The organism is Cryobacterium cheniae (assembly GCF_004403395.1).
Taxonomy (GTDB): Bacteria; Actinomycetota; Actinomycetes; order Actinomycetales; family Microbacteriaceae; genus Cryobacterium; species Cryobacterium cheniae.
Genome location: NZ_SOGN01000039.1, coordinates 1 through 23,375 on the forward strand (window position 1 = coordinate 1; position 23,375 = coordinate 23,375).

The window sequence follows — 23,375 nt, forward strand, 5'->3', positions numbered from 1 at the left end:
CTGGTGAGCGCATGACCGCGCTCACTCCCGTGCGAGACCCGATGAATGGTTTCGATCACCCGCCGACGTTGCCACACTCTGCCACGCGCGGCAGTGCACCTAAGTTCTCAGACGACCTAACTGAAGTCATCGCCATCTGGGTCGCCGAGATCGCCGTGCCCGATTCGAGACGATCCCCTTGAACCTTTGTTCAGCCCCAGCGAATTCTATGTAGGGGTCGCTATTGTCGACGACTCGCCCGATGGCACAGGCGAGCTGCAGCCGGGCCCGCCCAGGCGGGCATGATGCACCCATCGCGGGTCCTGCGTCTGTCGGTCTGAGGTCGCGGCGAAAGAATTGTGGAGCGTCAGTGTCAGGCGTAGCGCTCGCCAATGAGTCTGCCCAACGACGGGAAGGTTTTAGTCGAGGTCACTAGGGCACTCGCGGAGACGTCGAAATCGGGCTACGAAGCCAGCGACACCCTTGACCAACTGGTGCATGGCGCAACCTCGCCCACGCGTGTTGTCGAGGCCGGAATTTTGTTAGCTGATTGCACTCAGCACCTTCACGTTGTCGCCTCTTCGAAGGAGAGGAGCGGTGACGTCGAGGAAGCGCAGCTGGGCTTTGAACAAGGGCCGTGCCTGGTGGCGTTTCGTACCGGTGAAACTTTGGACGTGCCAAACATCGCTGCATCTTGGCGCGCTTGGCCTACGTTCGCTGCCATCGCCGAAGCCCGCGGGTTCCAGGCTGCGCACGTGGTCCCCTTACATCGCCGGGGACACAACCTCGGGGTGTTGTGTCTCTTTTCGGACGAGCTCGGCCCAATGAATGACAAAGATGCTGCGTCGATCGAGGCCTTGGTCCGTGTCGCGACAACCAACCTCGACGAGGAATTGCAGCAAGCGCTCGACGCTCGGGTGACGATAGAACTAGCCAAAGGGGTCCTCGCTCAGCAGTATGGAGTGCCCATGGGCGCCGCGTTCTCGCTCTTGCGCGCTCATGCGCGGAAGACGGATAGACGATCGAGCGATATCGCCGGAAAAATTGTGGATAGTCGAGGCCAATCCAGATGATTCAGAAACCCGTTCGAATGTGCCTTGGCCACGTCCCGCCAAGGGGCGTGATTTCTCCGGCAGGAGTGGGGCCGGATCGGGTCAGCAGCGAGTGCTGTGGGCATCGGATATCTCGCTGCCCGGATGACGAACGGGAGAGCCCGAAGGTAGTCCAGGCCTGGTTCCACGGTATGAACCCGGAGTTTGGCGCTGTCGAGCAGGGCTTCCCGGCCCTGTGCACGAGGGGTGCGGGGCGGCCGGTCAGGCCTCGGCGTGCGTGTCGGCGTGGGCGGGGCAGGCCGGGGCTTCGGCGAGGACGCAGCTCGGGCAGACGACGAGCTGTTCGCGACAGGAGAGATCCCGGCAGTTGAGCATGTTCTTCGTGGGCTCGCCGCACAAGAAGCAGTGCCCGATCACGGCGGTGTGGTCGCTGAAGTCCAGGGACATCCGCTGGTCGAAGACGTAGAGCGACCCGTTCCAGAGGCCGTCGTCGCCGAAGGCCTCGCCGTAACGCACGACGCCGCCGTCGAGCTGATAGACCTCGCCGAATCCGCGCTCCGTCATCAGGGAACTGAGCACCTCGCAGCGGATGCCGCCGGTGCAGTAGGTGACGACGGGCTTGTCTTTGAGATGGTCGTACTTGCCGCTTTCCAGCTCGGCCACGAACTCGCGGGTGTTGGCGACATCCGGCACGATCGCGTTCTGGAAGCGGCCGATCTGGGCCTCGAACGCGTTGCGACCGTCGAAGAACACGACCTCCTCGCCGCGCTCGCCGACGAGGGTGTGCAACTCGGCCGGGGAGAGCTTGGCGCCGCCGCCGACCACCCCATTGGTGTCGACCCGCAGCTCGCCGGGTGCGCCGAAGCTGACGATCTCGTCCCGCACCTTCACCACCAGCCGGGGAAAGTCGAGGCTTCGGCCCTGTTCGTCGAGACCGCTGCCCTCGCTCCACTTGACGTCGAGGTGCTTGAACGGGGCGTAGTCCCGGGTTTTTCGCAGGTAGCGCTTGATCGCGGGAAGGTCGCCGCCGACGGTGCCGTTGAGGCCGTCGGCGGAGATCAGGATGCGCCCGCGCAGTCCCAGCGATTCGCACAGGTCCCGCTGCCAGAGGCGCACGGCCTCGGGGTCGGCCAGCGGGGTGAAGACGTAGTAGAGCAGAATCTTCGGAATGGCCACCACGCCATTTTACCGAGCTTGACGCGTGGTTCACGCCGGGTCCCGCAAGCCAAACGCCGGGTCCGCTCCGTGAACGCCGGTTCCCTCCGACAGGGCGCCGTGCGGGACGGTCGTCTAAACTGTTGGCAACCATTGGAGGCAACGTGGCCCGGAACGACCCCCTCGCCCGCTTCTGCGAGGTCCCGCTCTTCACCCTGACCAGCACCGACATGACCGACGGGGCCCCGCTCGCCGCGGCGCAGTTCGGCCTCGGGTCCGGTGGCGGGAACGTGTCGCCGCAGTTGTCCTGGTCGGGGTTCCCGGCCGGGACGAAGAGTTTCGCCGTGACCGTGTACGACCCCGACGCGCCGACCGGTTCCGGGTACTGGCACTGGGCGGTCTTCAACCTGCCGGCGACCTGCACCTCCCTGCCGGCCGGGGCCGGAGCGCCGGGCGGGCGCCTGCTGCCCCCTGGCGCGGTCACCCTGCCCAATGAGGCCCGGCGGCCGGCCTTCGTCGGCGCGGGACCGCCGGCCGGCACCGGCACGCACCGGTACCAGTTCATCGTGTACGCGGTCGACGTGGCCAGACTCGACGTCGACCCGGACTCGACCCCGGCCGTACTCGGGTTCAACCTGCACTCCCACACGCTGGGCCGGGCCGTGCTCGAGGCCACGGGCGTGTTCGGCGGAGCCCGCGCCGACCTGAAGCGCCGCTAGGCACCGCCCCGAACGCGGCTGCCGGCCGTGCGCGCTCAGGCGGCGTCGAGCGTCGCCGACTCCTCCGCCGTGAGCGTGAACTCGGTCGCCTGAACCGAATCCAGGATACTTTCCGGGCGGGAGGCTCCCGGGATCGGGATCACGTGAGGCGACTTCGACAGGTGCCAGGCGAGGCAGACCACCTGCGGAGTCACTCCGCGTTCGGCGGCGACGGACGCGAACGCGGGGAACCGATCCCCGAGTGACTCGGCGGATTGGATGCCGCCGAGCGGACTCCAGGGGATGAACGCGATCCCGAGCTCGTCGCAGAGCCTCAGCTCGGGCTCGCTGCTGCGGAACGCCGGGGAGAACTGGTTCTGCACGGACGCCAGGCGGCCGCCCAGAATCTCGCTGGCCATCAGGATCTGCTCCGGGTTCACGTTGGAGATGCCGGCCAGTTCGATCGTGCCGGCATCGAGCAGCTCGCTCAGGGCTCCGATCGAGTCGGCGTAGGGCACGGCCGGGTCGGGTCTGTGGAACTGGTAGAGCCCGATGGCGTCGCCGCCGAGGCGCTTCAGCGACGCTTCGGCGGCCCGCTTCAGGTGGTCGGGACGGCCGTCCACGGTCCAGGTGCCGTCCCCCGGCCGGAGGTGCCCGCCCTTCGTCGCCACGAGCACGTTCGACGTGTCGCCGCCCCACGACGCGATCGCGCCGGCAATGAGGGTTTCGTTGTGGCCGACCTCGTCGCTGTGCAGGTGGTACGAATCCGCCGTATCGAAGAGGGTGACGCCCGCCTCGAGGGCGGCGTGAATCGTGGCCACGGAGCGTGCGGCATCCGGTCGCCCCTCTATCGACATCGGCATGCCGCCGAGCCCGATGGCGCTGACTTCGTGTTGGGCGATGAGTCTGGTCTTCATGAGTCCTTCGATCCCCGGGCGAGGCCGGTGTCCGGCCTTGCGGCCACGGTGAGGGTGCGAGGCGGAGCGTCGCCCGGCCCCGGTTGAGGGCGGTCGGCTGGTGGCATCACCAGGCGTAGTGCTCCGGCGCCGGCCGTCGGCCGGGGAAGATCTCGTCCAGCCGGGTGAGGGAGGCGGAATCGAGGCTCACCGTGAGTGCGCGCACCGCGGCATCCAACTGGCCCAGGGTGCGCGGGCCCACGATCGGGGCGGTCACCGCCGGCTGGTGCAGCAACCAGGCCAGTCCGACGTCTCCCGGCTCATGGCCGAGCTCCGCGCAGAAGTCCTCGTACTGCCCGATCGCGGCGCGGTTCCTCTCGAGCAGCTCGCTGACCTTGCCCTCCAGGCGGCGCTTGCCCTCCTGCTCCTTGCGGAGCACCCCGGCCAGCAGCCCGCCCTGCAGCGGCGACCAGGGGATGATGCCCAAGCCGTTGCTGACGGCGGAGGGAATGACCTCGAGCTCGATGTCACGGGTCAGCAGATTGTAGATCGACTGCTCGCTGACCAGCCCGGTGAAGTTGCGCCGCTTCGCCTCGGCCTGGGCGGTGGCGATGTGCCAGCCGGCGAAGTTGCTGCTGCCGGCGTAGAGGATCTTGCCCTGCGCGACGGCCGTCTCCATCGCCTGCCAGATCTCGTCCCATGGAGTGTTCCGGTCAATGTGGTGGAACTGGTAGACGTCGATGTAGTCCGTCTGCAACCGGGTGAGGCTGGCGTCTAGCGCGCGCCTGATGTTGAGTGCGGAGAGCTTGCCTTCGTTGGGCAACCCGCTCATATCGCCGTAGAGCTTGGTCGCGAGCACGGTTCCCTCACGACGCGCACCGCCCCGGGCGAACCAGTTGCCGATGATCTTCTCGGTGCCGCCCTTGCCGGCGCTGTCGCCGTAGACGTTCGCAGTGTCGAGGTAGTTGATTCCGTGGCCGCGGGCCGAGTCCATGATCGCGTGCGCCTCGGCTTCCGGGGTCCACTGGCCGAAGTTCATGGTGCCGAGGCAGAGGCGTGATACCTCGAGGCCGGAGCGGCCGAGCTGTGTGTAGTCCATGGTCCCAAGCATCCTCCTGCGACGAGCGGCCTGTCCAACTGGAGCTTGGGTGCGGCCGCCGGCGCGCGATCTCTCAATCGCGGGAGGGGCAGCGGCAACTGAGGCTCTCTCAGCTTGCTCGCGGAACGACCACTTACAGTTCAAGGGTGAACCGGATCCGCAGCACCGCCAGATGAGCCACCCGACCCTCCCTGAACCTCCTTGCCCCAAAAGGCACCGCGAAACCAGCCTCTCCCGCGTCCCCGTCTGGGCGTGGCGCGCGCTGATGCACCGGGTCTCGGCCGGCGAGCTGCACAAATTCAACGCGGAGCCCATCGACGCCGTCGACTACCACTTCGACTTCGACTACGTGGGCGACGGCATCCGTGACCATCGCCTCGACGTGCTGGTGCCGCACGAGGCGCCGGGGCCGCTGCCGGTCTACGTCTACTTCCACGGTGGCGGCTGGACCTCGGGCGACAAGGCGCCGCTCACGAAGTACGCGGCCAGCCAGGCGATCGACGGCATGGTCGTCGTCAACGCGAACTACCGGATGGCGACGCGCTTCCAGCTGAAGCACATGCTGGACGACGGGAACGAGGTGCTTCGCTGGGTGGCCCGCCACATCGAGGAGTTCGGCGGGGATCCCCGCCGGATCGTGCTCGGCGGCGATTCCGCCGGCGGCCACATCGCTGCCCTGCTGGCCGCGTCGGCGTTCGACCCGGTCCTGGCCTCCTACTACGACATCCGGCCCCGGGTGGCACCGGAGAACCTGCGCGGGCTCGTGCAGCACTGCAGCATCGCCGACATCTCGGTGATGTTCGAGCGCGGATTCGTGCTGAGCCTCAATTTTCTGCGGATGCTGCTGCCCGAGCGCGGCCGCGGGGTCGTGCTGCGCACCGCGGCCCGATTCATGTCCCCGATCGAATGGCTCGACAACGGCTTCCCGCCGGTGTTCGTGACCACCTCGGAGCGCGACTACTTCTACCGCGCGAACCTCAACTTCATCGCAGCGCTGCGCGGGCGCGGGCTCGAGGTCGACACGCTGATCTATGACCGGCATCAGGCCAACACCCGCCACACCTGGCAGCAGGATGCCGCGCACCCGGAATCGCAGGAGGTCTACCGCCGGCTGGGCGCCTTCGTGCGTCGCGTCGCCGGGGTGCCCGCCGCCGTCGTCGTAGCCCCGCTCGCGGCCGCCTAGAACGTTCGCGGCGCACCCTGTGGAAGCCGGCGCATGGTCTATCGTGCGCCCGCTTCCGCAAGGTGCGCCGCGACGGGTGTGGACCGGGAGAGGGAACCTCCGGACGTCGGCGCGCCGGGTCTCGACGTGCTCGACCACCGGTGCCGACGGCCAGCGGCCGATAGGCTCAGCCACCGCGGGCAGGGTCAGGCCTGGGCGCCCGTGGCGGCGAGCACGCCGCCGAGGCCGATCATCATGACGCCGCCGCTCGCCGAGAGGTGCTCCATGCGGCGGGGCGACGAAGCGAACCAATCGCGTGCCGAGCCGGCCGCGAGAGCCCACACACTGTCGCCGACGAGCGCCAACACCACGAACACGAGGCCCAGGGTCAGCAGCTGCAGCGGCACCGCTCCGGCCGAGTAGTCCACGAACTGGGGAAGCACGGCCACGAAGAACACGATCGACTTGGGGTTGCTGATCCCCACCACCGATCCCTCCGCCAGGAGGCGCCACGTCGTCTTGGGCACGATGCTCGGGCCCAGGGTCTGGGCGGCCGCGTGCCGGTGCCGGATGGCGTGCACGCCGAGGTAGACGATGTACGCGGCGCCGGCGAACTTGATCACCGTGAAGACCACGACGGACCCGGTCACGATCGCGCCGAGACCCAGCGCCACGGCCGCGATCACCGGGATCAGCCCGAGCGCGTTGCCCAGAACGCTGAGGAGGCCGCCGAGGCGTCCGAGAGCCAGGGACCGCCCGATCACGAATAGCACGGTGGGTCCGGGAAGCGCGATCAGGGCGACGGATGCCAGCGCGAACGTCAGCAGGTTGGGCAGCGGAACCATGTACCAAATGTTAGACCCGAACAGCGGGGAGCCCGGGCGGATGCCTTCGCATCCTCCCGGGCTCCCCGGCCAGCGGTTACCGCAGACTCACGGCAGCCGGAGGGTGTTGGACCAGCCTGACTGCGTCGTGTCGCTGAAGGCCTGGACCCGGTAGATGTAGCTGACCCCGGAGGTGACGGCCTGGCTGAACGTGGTGATGGTCGGACCCACAGTCGCATTGACGACGTTGGTGCCGTCGATGTTGGTGCGTTGGATGAGGAACCCGGTCTCGTTGTTTGCCGTGTCCGCCCAGTTGAGTTTCACCGTGGAGGTCTTCCTGTTCGCCACGGTGAGCGTCCCGGTGAGGTTGGTCGGCGCCGCTACCGCGCTGCTCGCCGGCTGACCGGGGCCACGGCTGTCGACCGTGATCGTCGGGAACCCACCCCCGGCGGGAAGGTTGTTCAACGCCGGGTTCGAGTAGTTCCACGTGTCACCGACCGTGTTGATCGCGTACACCCGGTACTGATACAGGGTGTTCGTGTTGCCGATCCGGTCGATGTACGAGGCCGGGCCGGTGGCTGCGCCGGTGGTGGTCGTCCCCGTGGGGGCAGTAATCAGGTTGACCCGGTTCTCGGTCTGGGTCATGGCGAGCTGGGTCCACGCGCCGGTGGTGCCGATGCGCCGCTCGATGACGAAGGCGGTTTCGTTCTTCGACGTGTCCGTCCAGCGGACCGTGAAGATCCGGTTTTTGCCCGTGCCGGTCTGCACGAATGAGACGTCGGTGGGTGCCGTCGGGTTCACCGCCACGGCCTGGGAGCGCATCATGTCCATCTCCTCGTGGCTGAGGATGTGGCAGTGGAGTACGTACTCCCAGCCGAAGTTGACGTAGTGGTTGCGCACGTCGATCGGCTCACCGGCGGGGTTGAAGGCGAAGATCGGCAGTCCGGCCGCCTCCTGCTGGGTCGTGTTGGCCAGGTAGGCACCGGCCGGCATCGACGGGTCCAGCAGGCGGACGCTGTTGGGCAGCCCGTTCCAGGCAGCAGGGATGGGCGGGATGATCGGCCGCAACGCGACGATCGTGTCCTCGAGAGGACTGATCCGGACGGTGTCCTTCCAGCCCAGCTCGGTGGCATCGGGCTTGCGGACGATGCCGTCCCAGCCCACCCGGTTGAGCAGCTGGACGTCGTAGAGGTGGAAGTGAATCGGGTGTGTGTCGACCCCGTTGTGGGTGAACTTCCAGATCTGCGTGCCGTCGGCCGCCGTAGCGATCGGAGTGGCCTCCATACCCGCCGGCAGCTCGATTCCGTCGAGCACTTCGGTGGGCGGGAACGAGAACTCGTACAGGATCATGTTCTGCAGACCGGCCTGGGCAGTGGGTGTCTCCACGCCCAGGTAGCCGCTCATCCGCCCGTATTCGTGCTCGAACGCCTCTCCCATCTCGTCCTGGATCATCTTCGGTTTGAGATCCGTGGTCAGCTGTTCGGCCGCGGTCGAGGTGGTGAACGGGGCGCCGGGCGCCGTCGCGGCGTCCGGGTCGACGAGCCGGTTGAACGTCAGGGACGAGTCAAAGATCTTCACGGTGCCGTTGAGGGCCCCGTTCGTGGGGAAGGTGGTGCCGTAGGCACTGTTGTACTCGCCCTGGCCCACGACGATCGGCTTCTGTCCGGACTCGAACACGCCCGTGCCGTCAGCCGTGTGGGCGAATGCGGTGTTGAGCGCGTCAAGGTTGAACGCGGGAGCCGGTGTCGCGGCCGCCACCTTGATCTGCATGACGGTGCGGGTGTTGGGGCCGTACCCCGGCAGGGTCGACGACGCGCCGCCGGAGTCGCGGTAGTCGCCGTTTCCGGTGTAGTAGTCATAGCGGGGGTCGCGGGCCGGGAAGGCGGCGGGGGCGTCGTTGTAGACGATCAGCGTCTGTCCCGCGTATTGCGACAGGTCCACGACGACGTCGAAGCGTTCGGCCGGTGCGACGAGCAGCGAGTGCTGGTCGACGTTTCCGGCGTTGAACACGGTCGGGTCGTTCACCCAGGTCGTCGGGTGCGCAGGCACCGCAACCGGAGCCGGAAGGAAGCCGCCCTCGGTGCCCATGACGACCCAGTCCGGACCCTCGGTTCCGGTGACCGGCGTCGGGTGAACCGTGGGGTCGATGAGCGCCGCAGCGACTTCGTCGGGGTTGAGCGCCACCTCGGTGCAGGCCACCCCGGTGCTCTCCGCCACCGGTGTGGTGGCGCCGTCGCACACGGTGCCGTTCGCATCGACCGCCTGGTACAGCGACAGGTTGAAGAACCGGTCGTTGGCCGCGTTGAGGATCCGGAAGCGGTACGGCTTGGGCTCCAGGGTCGTCGTCGGATAGGCCGCACCGTTGACCACGGGCGTGTCCATGAACGCCTCCATGCCCATCGAGTTGAACGGGACACCCGGCATGAGGGGAGGCTCGCACCAGCCCGCTTCGGGGTCGCACGCGGCATCGAAGTACGGGTTGTCGATCGGGCCGTACTTCACGTTGGTCGGCGGCCAGAACCAGGGCCCGTAGGCCCAGCGTCCGAAGGCGTTGACACCGGAGGCGTCTCCGGGGTTCTGCGCCGGCGAGTAGACGTGGGGGAGCCAGAGGCTGCCCTTACCACCCCAGGCCGCCTTGTCCCACGTCTCGTCCTGCTGCGCGAGCTGGGTGTCATCGGGCACGAAGGTCTTGTCCTGGAACACCAGAGGGATCGTCGAGGCCGCATCCGGGATGGTCCCGGCGGTGACCAGGGCCTGCTCGGTCGCATCCTGGATGATGTACGGCGCGGCAGCGCCGGCGTAGACGTTGAGGCGCGTGATGCCCCACGAGTGGTCGTGGTAGAACATCAGCCGCGCGCTCTGGGCGTTGGTGTAATACAGCGTCTGGACGCCGTCTTTCGGGTCGTCGACGTTCGCCATGTCCGGCACGTTCTTGACGCTCACGCCCTCGGGGAACGGGGTGTCCTCACCGGCCGGGGTGATCCACTGGTGCGGGGTGCCGTCGGAGATCCACGGGGTGATCCCGCCATGAAGGTGGACGATCGCCCGGTTGTCCGAGTAGCAGTGCCCCGCGGCCACCATGGCGGTCTTCGTCGCGGGGTCGTTGCACATGGGGACCTGCGGGTCGCCCATCTCGGGCATCGCCTCCATCGCCTCGTGACCATCAGGCGTCATGCCCGCCCCCATCACCGTGGTGTCCACCGGCAGGAACAGATTGCCGCCGGCGCCGACGGGAAGCTGGTTTTTGAATGTGATCCGCACCGGCCTGTCCTTCTGCGCCACGATGGCCGGACCCAGGTAGCTGGCCGTGCCATCGCCGCCGTTCAGCTGCACGTACCCGCGCAGTTTGGTTGGCGGCAGGTCCGAGTGCAGCCGCTGGGTGTACTCGACCAGCCCGATCTCGTAGTAGTCGGAGCCGGGATAGGTCGTGGTATCCGGCACGGCAGCCTCGAGTGCCGGCAGCGGGTCGACGAACTTGCGGATGCCGGTACCCGGTGTGACCTCGACCTGGTCCGCGCCGGCCAGCGTCGCGGCGAAGGAGTAGGTGCGCACATCCTGGTAGGCCGGGAAGTCGGCGGATGGAAGGGTGACCGCCTCGCCCTGCAACGGGCTGAGGGGGGACGGGTAGTGGACCGCGTCGGTGCCTGTCGCGTTGTCCAGGGGAACACCCTGGCCGTAGAACGCGAGCCGGTCGCCCGCCTGGGTGGCGAGGTTGGCGACGCCGAAGGTGGCGATTGCACCCGCGGCGGGGTCGGCCAGCGCCGGCATGGTCAGTCGGCCGCTGTCGAACACGACGCTGTACTGGTTGGCGAACCGCGTCGGGCGCAGGAGGTAGGCGTGGAAGGTTTTCCCGGCCGACGCCAGGGCGGCATCGACGTTCGCCTGGTTCCAGACCTGGAAGCCAGTGAGCAGCCCGTCCGGAAGGGCGTCGTCGAGCACCACGAAAACGGTGGCCGCAGCGTCGGTGGCGAACGCACGATCGATCAGCTCGTTGCCGATAGTGGTCTGGGCGCCCGGCGTGGTGGTGACCACCGGCAGCGGGCTGTTCGCGTAGTTCGGATGACTGAAGTATCGGGGCGCCTCGCCCGGCGCCGCCATGGCCGCCATCTGCGCATCCACCATCATCAGCGGGTTGAGTGCACCGTCCTGGAGGGCGCGGGCCGCGGCGGCCTCACGGTCGGCCTGGTCGACCTTCTTCTCCTGTGTCTCCTTGACCTTCGCCGCCTTGTCCTTGTAACGGTTGCTCTCGTCGGGCGCCGCCGCGACCAGCGCAGCGGGACGGGCACCGGTCAAGGTGGCGGCGGAAGCCGTGGCCAGCCCCATGGGCAACAGGGTGATGGCCGCCAAGGCAGCTATCGTCGGGAGTATCTTCACCGTCGTGCTCCGTTCTCTCAGGTCCCCCGCTCGCGGACGCAGTCCGTACGTCCACGGCGGAATGTAGTCCTCCAGGGAGCGGTGCCGCTGATTCCGGTGGGGGATAGACCACCTGCCAAAACCGGTGTAATCGCACGGCGCGAGGTCCCGTCCGAGCCGGCACTCGCTCGTGGATGCGGGGCTCCGGCGGGCCGCGGACTGTCGTCGTCGTGCACGGCAGGCCCCGTGCCGGGCGGGATGCTTGTGGGCCTCGCACAACGGAGACGGGGGCATCCGGCGCGTCCCGCTAGCCTGCGGGGATGCACATGCTCTGGCGCACCCTCCTGCACTCCGTCCTGTCGCGGTTCGGGCCCCGCATGGGCCACTACGACGTGGCCAGCACCCGGTTCGTCACTTTGCCGACCGATCAGGACATTCTCCGGCACATGAACAACGGCGTGTACCTGTCGATCATGGACATCGCCCGCTTCGACATGCTGCACCGCACCGGCATCTGGGCGATCTTCCTGAAGCGCGGCTGGTACCCGGTGGTGGTGTCGGAGACGATCAGTTTCCGCAAGTCGCTGACCCTCGGCCAGAAGTTCACGGTGGAATCGCGCATCCTGGGCTTCGACGAGAAGGCCGTCTACGTGGAGCAGCGGTTCGTGCGGCCGGACGCCGACGGCACCCCGGAGATCTACGCGCAGGGCTTCATCCGCGGCCGCTTCCTGAAACGCAGCGGAGGGGTCGTGGGCATCGACGAGCTCGTCGACGCCGTGGGCGCGGTGCCCGACGACGTGACGGTGCCGGCCTGGCTGCTGGAGTGGAGCGCGGATGTCGCGATGCCCGCCACCCGCGCCGCCGCCCCCAGCCTCTGGGGCTGACCGGAGGCCGGGCGCGGTCGTCCGCTGCTGCTAGGTGGTGGGCTCGGTGGCCTTCTTGGGCGGGATGAGTTCGCTGTAGTACTCGACGTGGGGCTTGTAGTGGGCCCGGTCGGGCAACGGCCGACCCGCGCGCGCCGCCACGAGGCGGTCGAGGAAGTAGTCCCAGAACGGGCCGACGCTGGCGGCTTCCGCGGCGGAGTGCAGGCGCTGGCCGAAGGTGAGGGTGGTCATCCCCGCTCCCTCGACGAGGTGCAGGATGACATGCCGGCCTTCGTCACCCTCGCCGATGTCGGCGGTGAATCGCTTCGGCGGGATGCACCGGACGATGCTGACGTACTCCCATTCGGCATCCGGTTCGTCGAGCTTGAAACGCACGGCGCCGGTTTCGGGAGCGCCCGTGTAGGTTCCGATCCAGCCGTGGAGGCCGGCCGACCTGCTCACGCTCGCCCACACGTCTTCCTTGGACGCGGTGAAGAGCCGGTCGAGCATGAGGTACAGACCGTCTTCGCGATAGGCAAGGCGTCCGGTTGGCTTGAATGTCATGCGAACCTCCACGTTGAGTGAGGCACGGGCCTCACTACAAAACTATGCCTTTCTCCCGGCCGGGGCCAGCAGCCACGCCCCGGCGCTGTTCACGAGTCCTCCTCCTCGAGCACGGCCATGGCCGCGTTGTGCCCGCCGATGCCGCTGACGCCGCCGCCGCGCCGGGCGCCGGCCCCGCAGACCAGAATCCGCGGATGCTCCGTCGCCACTCCCCAGCGCTCGGCCGCGGTGGACCGCGGCTCGTCCTCCTCGAGGAACGGCCACTCCAGCGGGCCGTGGAAGATGTTGCCGCCGGGGAGGTTGAGGGCATGCTCCAGATCGAGCGTGGTCTTCGTTTCGATGCAGGGCCGGCCCGCGGCATCCGTCAGCAGCAGATCCTCGATGGACTCGGCCAGAACGGAATTCAGCGACGCCAGAACGGCGGCCTGGAGCCGGTCGCGGCTGTCGTCGTTGTTCTCCTCGGTGAGCCAGCGGTGCGGGGCGTGCAGCGCGAACACCGTGAGCGTCTGCGCGCCGGCGGCGACGAGCTCGGGTGAGAGGATGCTCGGGTCGCTGAGCGAGTGGCAGTAGATCTCGCAGGGCAGCAGCTCGGGGAAGCCGTCCCGGTCGGCCTGGTCGTAGGCGCTCTCCAGCTGGGTCAGGGTCTCGTTGATGTGGAAGGTGCCGCCGAACGCGGCCTCGGGGGAGACGGTCGCGTCGCGCAGCAGCGGCAACCGGCGGAGCAGCAGGTTCACCTTGACCTGCGCGCCCTCCGGTTTGACGCCCAACCGGGCACCGTGCACGACGTCGGAGGACACGGATGTCGGCGCGGCCTCGCCGAGAAGGTCCCGCAGCACCCATGGGGCGACGTTGGCCAGCACATGCCGGCCCTGAACCACCCGCACGGCGCCGCCGTGCCGGTAGCGCACCTCGCCCTCCGGCGTGACACCGATGACCTCTGCCCCCGTCACGATGCGGGCGCCGGCCTGCCGGGCGGCCTTCTCCAGTTCGCCGGAGACGGCGCCCATGCCGCCGACCGGCACGTCCCAGTCCCCGGTCCCGTTGCCGATGACGTGGTAGAGGAAGCAGCGGTTCGCGTCGAGCTCCGGGCTGTCCAGTGACGTGAAGGTGCCGATCAGGCCGTCGGTGGCGACCACCCCGCGCACGAGGTCACTCTGGAAGCGATCGCGCAGGGCCGTGCCGAGCGGCCGCTCGAAGAACTGCTCCCAGACCGCGTCGTCTCCGACCAGGGTTTTCGCCTCGGAGCGCGTGGGCAGCGGCTCGCAGACCGTGGGGAAGAGCGCCCGGGCGACGTTCTCCGTGTCGCGGTAGAAGTCGTTCCAGGCGGGGACGTCGGCCGCCGCGCCGACCCGGTCGAAGCTGCTGCGGGTGGCCGGCTCGTCGCCGCGGTCGACCAGGAGTCCGGCTCGGGTGTCGGCCGGGTCGGGGGTGTACGAGGAGTAACGGCGCCGGGCCAGCCCGATGTCGAGCCCGAGCTCGTCGATGATCCGCTCGGGCAGCAGGCTGACCAGGTAGGAGTAGCGTGAGAGCCGCGCGTCGACGCCGGGGAAGGCCTGGGCCGAGATGGCCGCGCCGCCGACCAGCTCGCACTGCTCGAGCAGGAGCACGCTCTTGCCGGCCAGGGCCAGATAGGCGGCGGCGGTCAGGCCGTTGTGTCCGCCGCCGACAATCACGACGTCGTGTGTGGGTTCGCTCATGCACCGACCTTACTCATGCACCGACACTTCTCATGCGCCGGCCCGCAGCGTCAGTCGACGCGTTCGAGCGTGCCGATCTCGTCGCCGCCGGCGTTCTGGATGGTCATGGTCGCCCCGTCCACGGTGGCCGTGCTGGCTCCGCTCAGCCAGGTGTCGACGCCCTCGCAGGCCATCAGGGTCGACGCGAACGTGCCGAACTCGACGGTGTCGCCGTTCAGCGACCAGGTGCCGACCATCCGGTTGCAGCCGTCGGTGCCGGTCACGGACTCGTCGGCGTTCAGTTCGAGTCCGGGGGTGCCGGTGGCGTCGGGGGTGCCCCACGTGCCCGTCACCTCCGCGCCGGCGGAGCCGGCCGAGCATCCGGCCAGGCCCAGGGCGAGGGTGACCGCGGCGAACGCGATCAGGGCGGTCGGCTTCGACATGGCGGGACTCCATTCACGGGTGTCGGCGCGAGTCACCGGACGCACCCATTCAACGGTGAATGCCCGGGTCGGTCAACCTTTCGCCGGGACGGCGAACAGCAGGGCGGCGCGGGCCAGGGCGTCGCGCACGGCGAGCACCCCCGGCCGGCTGGCGCTCGAGCGCCGGGCCGAGGAGAACACGGTGCGGAGCGGGCTGCCGGGCAGTTCGACACCGCGCACGGTGGGCGTCTCCCCGGCCCAGATCAGGTCGGGCAGGATGCCGACGGCGTTGCCCGATTCGATCAGACGGATGTGCGCGATCAGGTCGGCGGTCTCGAACCGCACGTCGGGCTCGAATCCGGCCGACCGGCAGAGCTGGGTGGCCCAGTGCCGCGACGCGGTACCCTCCGGCTCCATCACCCAGGGCAGGTCGGCGGCATCGGCGAGCTGGGTGGCCGGCTGGCGACCGCCGTCCGGGGGCGGAACGGCCAGCCGGAGCGCATCCGTCGCCAGGTTCACCCGGTCGAGGTCAGGCCAGCGCGCCCGGGTGTGCCCGGGATACTGCTCGGCGAGCACGAGGTCGAAATCGCGCGCGGAGACCTCGAACAGGCCGCGCTCCGGCTCACGCTCGGTGACCTCGACCCGCAGCTCGGGGAACTCCTCGGCGAGCAGCGTGAGGGCCCGGGGGATGACGGCGTGCGCCGCGGACTGGAACAGGGCCACGCGAACGGTGCCGGACACCGTCGTCAGCGACGCGGTCATCTCCGCCTCGGCCAGCTCCAACCGCTCCAGCAGGTGCGTTGTGTGCAGCACCAGCACCTCGGCCTGCGGGGTGAGCCGCACCCTTCGTCCGACCTTCTGCAGCAGCGGAACCCCGGCCTCTTTCTCCAGCAGGGTGAGCTGCTGCGACACGGCGGACGGGCTGTAGGCCAAAGCCTCGGCCACCCCGGCCAGGGTGCCGCGGATCTTCAGCTCGCGCAGCAGGCGCAGTCGGCGGACATCCAGCATCCGTCACCTCCTCAATCGACTCGATATTGATTACTAATGCTAATCAATATCGGTCATAAAGATTCGCTTTTGCTAAAGGAACGGACACCACACACTGAAATCAGCCGTCCGCCGCGAACGAAAGAACTAGCCTCGTGACCATGACCAACTCCTCTCCGTCCGTGCAGCACGATCTCAGCGACGATGTCGTCGCCCTCGTGCAGAAGTGGCTCGCCGACAGCGCCACCATCCCCGCCGACGTGTCGGCCGAGCGCCTCGCCGGCGTACTGAAAGACCCCAACGGACTCGACTTCACGGTGGGCTTCGTCGACGGGGTCATGCGCCCGGAAGACCTCATGGTCGCCGGCGCCAACCTGGCGAAGGTCGCCAAGAAGGCGCCCGGCTTCCTGCCCTCCTACATGCGCGGGGCCATCGGCCTCGGCGGGGTGCTCGGCCCGGTCGTGCCCTGGGTGGTCATCCCGGCGGCGCGGAAGGTGCTGCGCCAGATGGTCGGACACCTGGTCGTGGACGCCACGCCCGAGAAGCTCGGCCCGGCGATCGCGCACCTGCGCGAGTCCGGCAACCGGCTCAACATCAACCTGCTCGGCGAGGCCGTGCTCGGGGAGAAGGAGGCGCTGCGCCGCCTCGAGGGGACGCGGGCCCTGCTGGCCCGCGACGACGTGGACTACGTCTCGATCAAGGTCTCCTCCATCGCCAGCCAGCTGTCGATGTGGTCGTTCGACGAGGCCGTCGACCGGGTCGTCGAACGCCTGACCCCGCTCTACGAACTCGCCGAATCGTCGACGACGCCCAAGTTCATCAACCTCGACATGGAGGAATACCGCGATCTCGACCTCACCATCGCGGTGTTCGAGCGCATCCTCGACCAGCCGCACCTGCTGCGGCTGGAGGCCGGCATCGTGCTGCAGGCCTACCTCCCCGACGCCCTCGGGGCCCTGCAGGGGCTGACCCGCTGGGCCCAGGGCCGCCGGGCCGCCGGCGGAGCCCCGATCAAGGTGCGCGTCGTCAAGGGCGCCAACCTGACCATGGAACACGTCGACTCCGCCGTGCACGACTGGCCGCTGGCGACCTACTCCACCAAGCAGGACAGCGACACGAACTACAAGCGGGTGCTCGACTGGGCCTTCACACCGCAGAACACGGATGCCGTCAAGATCGGCGTCGCCGGCCACAACCTCTTCGACGTGGCCTGGGCCCACCTCCTCGCCACCCAGCGCGGCGTGGACGACCGGGTCGAGTTCGAGATGCTGCTGGGCATGGCCACCAGCCAGGCCGAGGCCGTTCGCAAGGACGTCGGCCGCCTCCTGCTCTACACGCCCGTCGTGAACCCGGCCGAATTCGACGTGGCCATCAGCTACCTGATCCGCCGCCTCGAGGAGAACGCCAGCCAGGACAACTTCATGTCGGCGGTGTTCGAGCTGACGAGTTCCCCGGAGCTCTTCGACCGCGAGACGGAGCGGTTCCGGGCCTCTCTCGCGGCCCTCGACGCGGTCGTCCCGCAGCCGAACCGCCGCCAGGACCGCACCCAGGCCGACCAGCTCGACGCCGTCGACCGCGGTGGGGTGCTGCCCGGTGACGACGAGTCCGACGACGGCTTCGCCGACGAGTCCGGTGTCGGGCTCACCGCCGCCGTGCTCGGGCTCACCCGCGGCTCGACCACCGACAGCCAACCGCCCACCGGTTTCCACAACGAGCCCGACACGGACCCGTCGCTGCCCGCGAACCGGGCCTGGGGCCGGCGCATCCTGAGCCGGGTGGAGACGTCCACGCTCGGCCTGGACGCCATCCGGGACGCCCGGGTCAGCGACCCGGCCGAGCTGGACCGCCTGATCGAGGGCGCTGCGGCCAGCGGCGCCGCCTGGGGGCAGCGTAGCGGCGCCGAGCGTGCCGCCGTGCTGCACCGGGCCGGGCTCGCGCTCGCCGCGAACCGCGACCGTCTGATCGAGGTGATGGCCGCCGAAACCGGAAAGACCATCGCCGAGGGTGACCCGGAGGTCAGCGAGGCGATCGACTTCGCCCACTACTACGCCGAACGGGCCCGCGACCTCGACGCCGTGCAGGGCGCGATCTTCGTGCCCTCGAAGCTGACCGTGGTCACCCCGCCGTGGAATTTCCCGGTCGCCATCTCGGCCGGCGGCGTGCTGGCCGCCCTCGCCGCGGGCTCCGGCGTCGTCGTCAAGCCCGCCAAGCTCGCCCAGCGCTCCGGCGCGGTCATGGTCGAGGCGCTGTGGGAGGCCGGCGTGCCGCGCGACCTGCTCGTGCTGGTGGACCTCGCGGACCGGGAACTGGGCACCCGCCTGATCTCGCACCCGGCCGTCGACCGGGTCATCCTGACCGGCGGGTACGAGACCGCCCAGCTGTTCCGCAGCTTCCGCGAAGACCTGCCTCTCCTGGCGGAGACGAGCGGCAAGAACGCCATCATCGTCACCCCCTCCGCCGACCTCGACCTGGCCGCAGCCGACGTCGTCAAGAGCGCATTCGGGCACGCCGGGCAGAAGTGCTCGGCCGCGAGCCTGGTCATCCTGGTCGGATCGGTCGCCAAATCGGAGCGCTTCCTCAGCCAGTTGACGGATGCCGCGACCTCCCTGCGCGTCGGCCGCCCCGCCGACCCGGTCACCCAGATGGGCCCCCTGATCGAACCGGCCGAGGGCAAGCTGCTGCACGCCCTCACCACGCTCGGCGTCGGCGAACAGTGGCTGGTCGAGCCCCAGCAGCTTGACGAGTCCGGCGCGCTCTGGTCGCCCGGCATCCGCACCGGGGTGCTGCCCGGCTCCTATTTCCACCTGACCGAGTTCTTCGGGCCCGTTCTCGGAGTGATGCATGCGCGCACCCTGGCCGAGGCCATCCGTTTTCAGAACGCGGTCGATTACGGCCTCACCTCGGGGCTGCACTCGCTGGACCCGGCCGAGCTGGCCGAATGGCTGGACACGATCGAGGCCGGGAACCTCTACGTGAACCGGGGCATCACCGGCGCGATCGTGCAGCGCCAGCCCTTCGGCGGCTGGAAGCGGTCGGCCGTGGGCCCCGGCACCAAGGCGGGCGGTCCGAACTACCTGTACGGGTTCGGCAGCTGGGTGAGCGAACCCGGCCGCAACAGCTCGACGCTGCACCTGCGCGGCCTCGACCAGGCGGTCACCGCCCTGATCGAGGCGGCGCAGACCGTGCTCGACTACGCGGACTTCGACGTGCTGCGCCGGTCGGCGCTGAGCGACGCTCTGGCCTGGCGCGACGAGTTCGGCGCGGTGAAAGACGTCTCGGACCTCGGCCTCGAACGCAACCTGTTCCGCTACCGCCCGCTGCCCGTCACCGTGCGTCTGACCGAGGACGGCACGCTCTCCGACCTGCTGCGGGTGATCGCTGCCGCGACCCTGTCAACGGCTTCGTTCGAGGTTTCCAGCGCCATCCCGGTGCCGCCGATGGTGCGCAACGTGCTCGCCGAGCGCGAGACCGTCGTGTCGGTCGAGAGCGACAGCGAATGGCTCGAGCGGGCCCGGGCCGGCGGCATCCGCACCGGCCGGGTGCGCCTGATCGGCGGGGACCGGCTGGCGGGGGCGCACGAGCAGGCCTCCCGCCTGGCCCACGTGCTCGGCGGCAGCCCGGACATCGCCGTCTACGCGCACCCCGTCACCCAGGCGGGCCGGGTCGAGCTGCTGCCGTTCCTGCGCGAGCAGGCGATCTCGATCACCGCGCACCGCTTCGGCAACCCGAGCACCCTCTCCGACGGCCTCATCTAGGGGCCGGGTTCCCGCCCGCGCGACTGCGGCGGACCACAAGGCTAAAATAGGCCTGTGGTGGCCGCAGTCGGCGGTCGACTGCGCACAGCAGCTGTGCGGACAACGATCAGGCTTCTGGTGCACAATAACCGTGGCGTGGCTGACCGCTGCTGCAATTCGACAGGGGAACCACAGTTGGACGGTAACGCAACGACGACGCACCGGAATGTCGCCCTGCTGTCGGTGGCAAGCGAGCTCGCCCCGCAGATCACGACCTCGGTGGACATCGATCGTCGATTGCAGCCGGCCCTCAAGCGGCTGAAACTGCCGAGCGGCCTGCTCCAGCGGGTGGCGGGTGTGCACGAGCGCCGCAACTGGGCTCCCGGCCAGGCCTTCGACGACGCGGCCGTCACCGCGGGCAAGCGCGCCCTGGCCGCCGCCGGCGTCGAGCCGGGCCAGGTCGGCCTGATGATCAACACCTCGGTGACCCGCAAACACCTCGAGCCCTCGGTGGCCGTGCGCATCCACCACGGCCTCGGCCTGCCCTCCTCGGCCACGAACTTCGACATCGCGAACGCCTGCCTCGGCTTCGTCAACGGTATGACCCTGGCCGCGCAGCTGATCGACTCCGGCCAGGTGCAGTACGCCGTGATCATCGACGGCGAGGACGCCGACGAGATCCAGACCAACACGATCGAGCGCCTCGGCCGCCCGGATATCAACCGCAAGGACTTCATGAGCGAGTTCGCGAGCCTGACGCTCGGCTCCGGCGCGGCCGCGGCCGTGCTCGGGAGGGCCGACGCGCATCCGGAAGGCCACCGCATCCTCGGCGGCGTGACCCGCGCCGCGACCCAGTTCAACGGCCTCTGTGTCGGCAGCGTCGACGGTATGTTCACCGACGCCAAGGCGCTCCTCGAGGGCGGCATGGAGCTCGTCGTCTCGGCCTGGACCGAGGCTCAACGCGACTGGAACTGGTCGGGCATGGACCGGTACATCCTGCACCAGGTGTCGGATGTGCACACCAACGCGATCGTGAAGGCGACCGGGCTGGACCGCAGCCGGGTTCCGCTCACCTATCCGCTGTTCGGCAACGTGGGACCCGCGTCGATCCCGATCACCCTGGCCGAGGAATCCGCGCGGCTGACGAGCGGCGACCGGGTGCTGCTGATGGGCGTCGGCAGCGGCCTCAACACGGCCATGATGGAACTCGCCTGGTGAAGCGCGGCTCGGGCCCCGTGCCTTACCGTCTCCCGCGCGCCGCCGCCACGCCGGCTCCCGCGTCCCTGCCGCCGGCCGGGCTGCCGGGACTCGATGCCGCATTCTCACGACTGGTGCCGGTCGTCTCGGTCGCGTCCGGCCATCCGGTCACCCGCACCTGGCACCTGCTCGACAACGGGGAGCGCCTCGCCGAGCTGGGCGTCACCCCGGTGGGCACGGTGCTCTGCGTTCACGGCAATCCCACCTGGTCGTACCTGTGGCGCGAGTTCGTGGCGGCGGCGACGGATGCGGCCTCCGACGGTTCCGAGGCCTGGCGTGTGATCGCCGTGGACCAACTCGAGATGGGTTTCTCCGAGCGGAGCGGTGCGCGGCGTCCGCTCGCCACGCGCGTGCAAGACCTCGGCGAACTGACCGACACCCTCGGGCTGTCCGGCCCGGTGATCACCTTCGGGCATGACTGGGGTGGCTCGATCTCGCTCGGCTGGGCCGTCGACCACCCGGAGTTGCTCGCCGGGGTCATGTTGCTCAACACGGCCGTGCACCAGCCGGGGGACGCCCCGGTGCCGGCCCCGCTGCGGCTGGCCCTGCAGACCAGCGTGCTCGGACGTGGCACCGTGGCCACGCCGGCGTTCCTGGAGACGACGCTGGCGCTCGCACATCCGCCGCTCCCGGCCGCGGTCAAGCAGGCCTACCGCGCGCCCTACCGCGGCGCGGCCCGCCGCGGCGGGATCGGGGCCTTCGTCGCCGACATCCCCGTGCACGAAGCGCACGAGAGCGCGGCCGAACTCGCCCGGATCTCCGGCGGCATCCGCGGCCTGGCCGTGCCGGCCCTGATGCTCTGGGGACCCACCGACCCCGTTTTCAGCGACCGCTACCTCGACGACCTCCTGGACCGGTTGCCGCACGCGGACGTGCATCGCTTCGAGGGGGCCGGGCACCTCGTGATGGAAGACGTCGACTACGCCGCGGCCGCCTTGACCTGGCTCGGCGACCGCATGCCCGCTGGCCGTCCTGCCGTTGCTGCCGCCGCTGGTGCTGCCGCCACTGTTGCTGCCGCCACTGTTGCTGCCCCCGTTGCTGCCCCAGGTGCCATTCCGGTCGCGGGTGAGGGCGACTGGGCGGCCGGAGAGTGGCATCCGCTCTGGCACTACCTCGACGAACTCCAGAGCAGCGACGAGACCGCGCTGATCGACATGGCCCCGCCGGGCGGCGGCGCTCCCCGCGTCGTCAGCTGGCGGCTGCTGTCCCGGCGGGTGCGGCAGCTCGCGTGCGGCCTCGACCGCCTGGGCGTGCGGAAGGGCGACCGGGTCTCGCTGCTCATCCCGCCCGGCGCGGACCTGACCGCGGTGCTCTACGCCTGCCTGCGGATCGGCGCGATCGTGGTGGTGGCGGATGCCGGCCTCGGCCTGCGCGGGCTGACCCGCGCCGTGCGCGGCGCACGCCCCGACCACGTGATCGGCGCCGCCCCCGGGCTGCTCGCCGCCCGGGCCCTCGACTGGCCCGGCCAGAAGATCTCCGTGGCACGATTCCCCCGCGCCGCCATGCGCGCCCTCGACATCTCCGCCACCCTCGCCGAGCTGATCGCGCTGGGCGTGGACGAGGAGCTTCCGCCGCCGCCGGAACCCGGTGACACGGCCGCCGTGCTGTTCACCTCCGGCTCGACCGGCCCGGCCAAGGGCGTCGTCTACACGCACGACCAGCTTGCCGCGGTCAGCCACGCGCTCTTCGCGCAGTACGGCGTGGGCCGTGGCACCGGTCTGGTGGCCGGCTTCGCCCCGTTCGCGCTGCTCGGCCCGGCGCTCGGCGCCCGCTCGGTGACCCCCGACATGGACGTGACGAAGCCGAAGACCCTGACCGCCGCATCCGTGGCCGCCGCGGTCGCCGCCATCGACGCGACCGTGGTGTTCCTGTCCCCGGCCGCACTGGTCAACGTCGTCGCCACCGCCGGCAGTCTCACCGCCGCCGACCACGCCAGCCTCGCGGGCGTGTCGAGCTTCCTCTCCGCCGGCGCCCCGGTGTCCGAGCCCCTGCTCGCCGCGGCGGCTCGCCTGATGCCGTCGGCCTCCGCGCACACGCCCTACGGCATGACCGAGGGGCTGCTGATGGCCGACATCACGCTCGACGGCATCCGCGAGGCGATGGCCGAGAACAGTCCGGCGCCCGTCTCGCCGACCGCCTGGTCTACCTCGCCTGGCTCGTCCGCCCGGTCTGGCTTGTCTGGCTCCGCGGCGACGGATGCCCCGGCCGGCCCCGGCGGGGTCTGCGTCGGCCGCGCGACCGCGACCACGCGCATCCGCACGAGTGCCCTCGACGCCCTGGGCCACGCCACCGGCGAACTCTCCGTGGCCGCCGGGGTCACCGGCGAGATCGTGGTCTCCGCGCCGCATGTCGAGGACCACTACGACCGCCTGTGGCTGACCGACCGGGCCGCGCGCCGCGGCGCCGTGCCCGGGGAGCGTTGGCACCGTACGGGCGACGTCGGGCACCTCGACTCCGCCGGACGTCTCTGGGTGGAGGGGCGCCTGCCGCACGTGATCACCACCGCGACCGGCGTGCTCACGCCGGTCGGGCCCGAGCAGCGCGTGGAGTCCGTCCCCGCGGTGGCCCGGGCCGCCGTCGTCGGGGTGGGGCCGGCCGGCACCCAGCAGGTGGTCGCCGTGGTCGAGACCGTCGCGCCCGCCCGCCGCGTTTCG

Annotated in this window: 17 protein-coding genes; 8 read left to right on the forward strand and 9 right to left on the reverse strand. The window is 69.6% G+C overall.

Going from position 1 to position 23,375, the window contains the following annotated elements:
• Positions 1 to 182: hypothetical protein (locus tag E3T23_RS15500; RefSeq protein WP_206750240.1), on the forward strand; the 182-nt coding region annotated here is incomplete at its 5' end.
• Between the two features lie 189 nt (positions 183 to 371).
• Positions 372 to 1,052: a GAF and ANTAR domain-containing protein gene (locus tag E3T23_RS08310; RefSeq protein WP_134369920.1), complete on the forward strand. Its 681-nt coding sequence runs from the start codon at positions 372 to 374 to the stop codon at positions 1,050 to 1,052.
• A 240-nt stretch (positions 1,053 to 1,292) separates the two neighbouring features.
• Here the strand turns inward: E3T23_RS08310 and trhO are convergent, their stop codons facing one another.
• Positions 1,293 to 2,207 (reverse strand): oxygen-dependent tRNA uridine(34) hydroxylase TrhO, encoded by a 915-nt coding sequence (trhO, locus tag E3T23_RS08315; protein ID WP_134369921.1) that lies wholly within the window; start codon positions 2,205 to 2,207, stop codon positions 1,293 to 1,295.
• Positions 2,208 to 2,416: 209 nt separating this feature from the next.
• Here trhO and E3T23_RS08320 point away from each other — a divergent pair, with 209 nt between their 5' ends.
• Positions 2,417 to 2,905 (forward strand): YbhB/YbcL family Raf kinase inhibitor-like protein, encoded by a 489-nt coding sequence (locus tag E3T23_RS08320; RefSeq protein ID WP_134369934.1) that lies wholly within the window; start codon positions 2,417 to 2,419, stop codon positions 2,903 to 2,905.
• Between the two features lie 35 nt (positions 2,906 to 2,940).
• On the opposite strand, the gene E3T23_RS08325 is transcribed toward E3T23_RS08320, so the two are convergent.
• Together E3T23_RS08325 and E3T23_RS08330 are read right to left on the reverse strand one after the other, a co-directional pair.
• Positions 2,941 to 3,801 (reverse strand): aldo/keto reductase, encoded by an 861-nt coding sequence (locus E3T23_RS08325; RefSeq protein ID WP_134369922.1) that lies wholly within the window; start codon positions 3,799 to 3,801, stop codon positions 2,941 to 2,943.
• Between the two features lie 106 nt (positions 3,802 to 3,907).
• Positions 3,908 to 4,879 carry an aldo/keto reductase gene (locus E3T23_RS08330; RefSeq protein ID WP_134369923.1) on the reverse strand — a complete coding sequence of 324 codons (972 nt, stop codon included), beginning with the start codon at positions 4,877 to 4,879 and terminating at the stop codon, positions 3,908 to 3,910.
• Between the two features lie 265 nt (positions 4,880 to 5,144).
• On the opposite strand from E3T23_RS08330, the gene E3T23_RS08335 reads away from it, so the two are divergent.
• The gene (locus E3T23_RS08335; RefSeq protein ID WP_134369924.1) at positions 5,145 to 6,062 is read left to right on the forward strand and encodes an alpha/beta hydrolase; all 918 of its coding nucleotides are present in this window, start codon (positions 5,145 to 5,147) and stop codon (positions 6,060 to 6,062) included.
• A gap of 185 nt (positions 6,063 to 6,247) precedes the next feature.
• Here E3T23_RS08335 and E3T23_RS08340 read toward each other — a convergent pair whose 3' ends face one another.
• Together E3T23_RS08340 and E3T23_RS08345 are read right to left on the reverse strand one after the other, a co-directional pair.
• Positions 6,248 to 6,886 carry a LysE family translocator gene (locus E3T23_RS08340; protein ID WP_134369925.1) on the reverse strand — a complete coding sequence of 213 codons (639 nt, stop codon included), beginning with the start codon at positions 6,884 to 6,886 and terminating at the stop codon, positions 6,248 to 6,250.
• Between the two features lie 87 nt (positions 6,887 to 6,973).
• Positions 6,974 to 11,239: a multicopper oxidase domain-containing protein gene (locus tag E3T23_RS08345; protein ID WP_198416199.1), complete on the reverse strand. Its 4,266-nt coding sequence runs from the start codon at positions 11,237 to 11,239 to the stop codon at positions 6,974 to 6,976.
• Positions 11,240 to 11,538: 299 nt separating this feature from the next.
• On the opposite strand from E3T23_RS08345, the gene E3T23_RS08350 reads away from it, so the two are divergent.
• Positions 11,539 to 12,102, forward strand: a complete 564-nt coding sequence (locus E3T23_RS08350; RefSeq protein ID WP_134369926.1) for an acyl-CoA thioesterase — start codon at positions 11,539 to 11,541, stop codon at positions 12,100 to 12,102.
• Between the two features lie 30 nt (positions 12,103 to 12,132).
• Here E3T23_RS08350 and E3T23_RS08355 read toward each other — a convergent pair whose 3' ends face one another.
• The 4 genes from E3T23_RS08355 to E3T23_RS08370 form a co-directional block, all read right to left on the reverse strand.
• A complete protein-coding gene (locus E3T23_RS08355; protein WP_134369927.1) occupies positions 12,133 to 12,645 on the reverse strand; it encodes an SRPBCC family protein in 513 nt (170 codons plus the stop codon).
• Between the two features lie 89 nt (positions 12,646 to 12,734).
• Positions 12,735 to 14,342 (reverse strand): phytoene desaturase family protein, encoded by a 1,608-nt coding sequence (locus E3T23_RS08360; RefSeq protein WP_134369928.1) that lies wholly within the window; start codon positions 14,340 to 14,342, stop codon positions 12,735 to 12,737.
• Between the two features lie 50 nt (positions 14,343 to 14,392).
• Complete coding sequence (locus tag E3T23_RS08365) at positions 14,393 to 14,764, reverse strand: META domain-containing protein (protein WP_134369929.1); 372 nt, start codon at positions 14,762 to 14,764, stop codon at positions 14,393 to 14,395.
• 72 nt (positions 14,765 to 14,836) lie between these two features.
• On the reverse strand, positions 14,837 to 15,751 hold the full coding sequence (locus E3T23_RS08370) for a LysR family transcriptional regulator (RefSeq protein WP_134369930.1): 915 nt from the start codon (positions 15,749 to 15,751) through the stop codon (positions 14,837 to 14,839).
• Between the two features lie 140 nt (positions 15,752 to 15,891).
• Here E3T23_RS08370 and E3T23_RS08375 point away from each other — a divergent pair, with 140 nt between their 5' ends.
• The 3 genes from E3T23_RS08375 to E3T23_RS08385 all read left to right on the forward strand — a co-directional run.
• The gene (locus E3T23_RS08375; RefSeq protein WP_134369931.1) at positions 15,892 to 19,485 is read left to right on the forward strand and encodes a proline dehydrogenase family protein; all 3,594 of its coding nucleotides are present in this window, start codon (positions 15,892 to 15,894) and stop codon (positions 19,483 to 19,485) included.
• A gap of 174 nt (positions 19,486 to 19,659) precedes the next feature.
• The gene (locus E3T23_RS08380) at positions 19,660 to 20,682 is read left to right on the forward strand and encodes a 3-oxoacyl-ACP synthase III (protein WP_134369932.1); all 1,023 of its coding nucleotides are present in this window, start codon (positions 19,660 to 19,662) and stop codon (positions 20,680 to 20,682) included.
• Between the two features lie 17 nt (positions 20,683 to 20,699).
• The coding region (locus tag E3T23_RS08385) for an alpha/beta fold hydrolase (RefSeq protein ID WP_134369933.1) at positions 20,700 to 23,375 on the forward strand (2,676 nt) is incomplete at its 3' end.